The following is a 255-nucleotide window of genomic DNA, read 5'->3' as shown; positions in this document are numbered from 1 at the left end:
GGCCAGGAAGTGGCTGCCTTTGCGCTCGTACCGGACGGTCAGGCGGCGGTAGCCGAAGAGCCAGGAGATCGACCGTTCGATCTTCCAGCGGTACCGGCCGAGACGCTCGCTGGACTCGATGCCGGGTCGGGCGATGCGCGGGACGATGCCCCGCTTGCGCAGCCACTTCAGCCTCTCGGCGGAGTGATACGCCTTGTCGGCGCGGAGCCTGCCGGGCCGGCGTCTGCGGGGGCCGCGCCGGGAGCGGATGGCGGG

At 72.2% G+C, this 255-nt stretch carries 1 protein-coding gene; it reads right to left on the bottom strand.

Features of this window, described 5'->3' with window-relative positions:
- On the bottom strand, positions 1-255 hold a 255-nt coding region (locus ADK41_RS14865; RefSeq protein WP_159043976.1), incomplete at both ends, for a transposase.

This window comes from Streptomyces caelestis (genome assembly GCF_001279005.1).
GTDB lineage: Bacteria > Actinomycetota > Actinomycetes > Streptomycetales > Streptomycetaceae > Streptomyces > Streptomyces heliomycini.
This window is presented reverse-complemented; position numbering and strand designations above follow the sequence as displayed.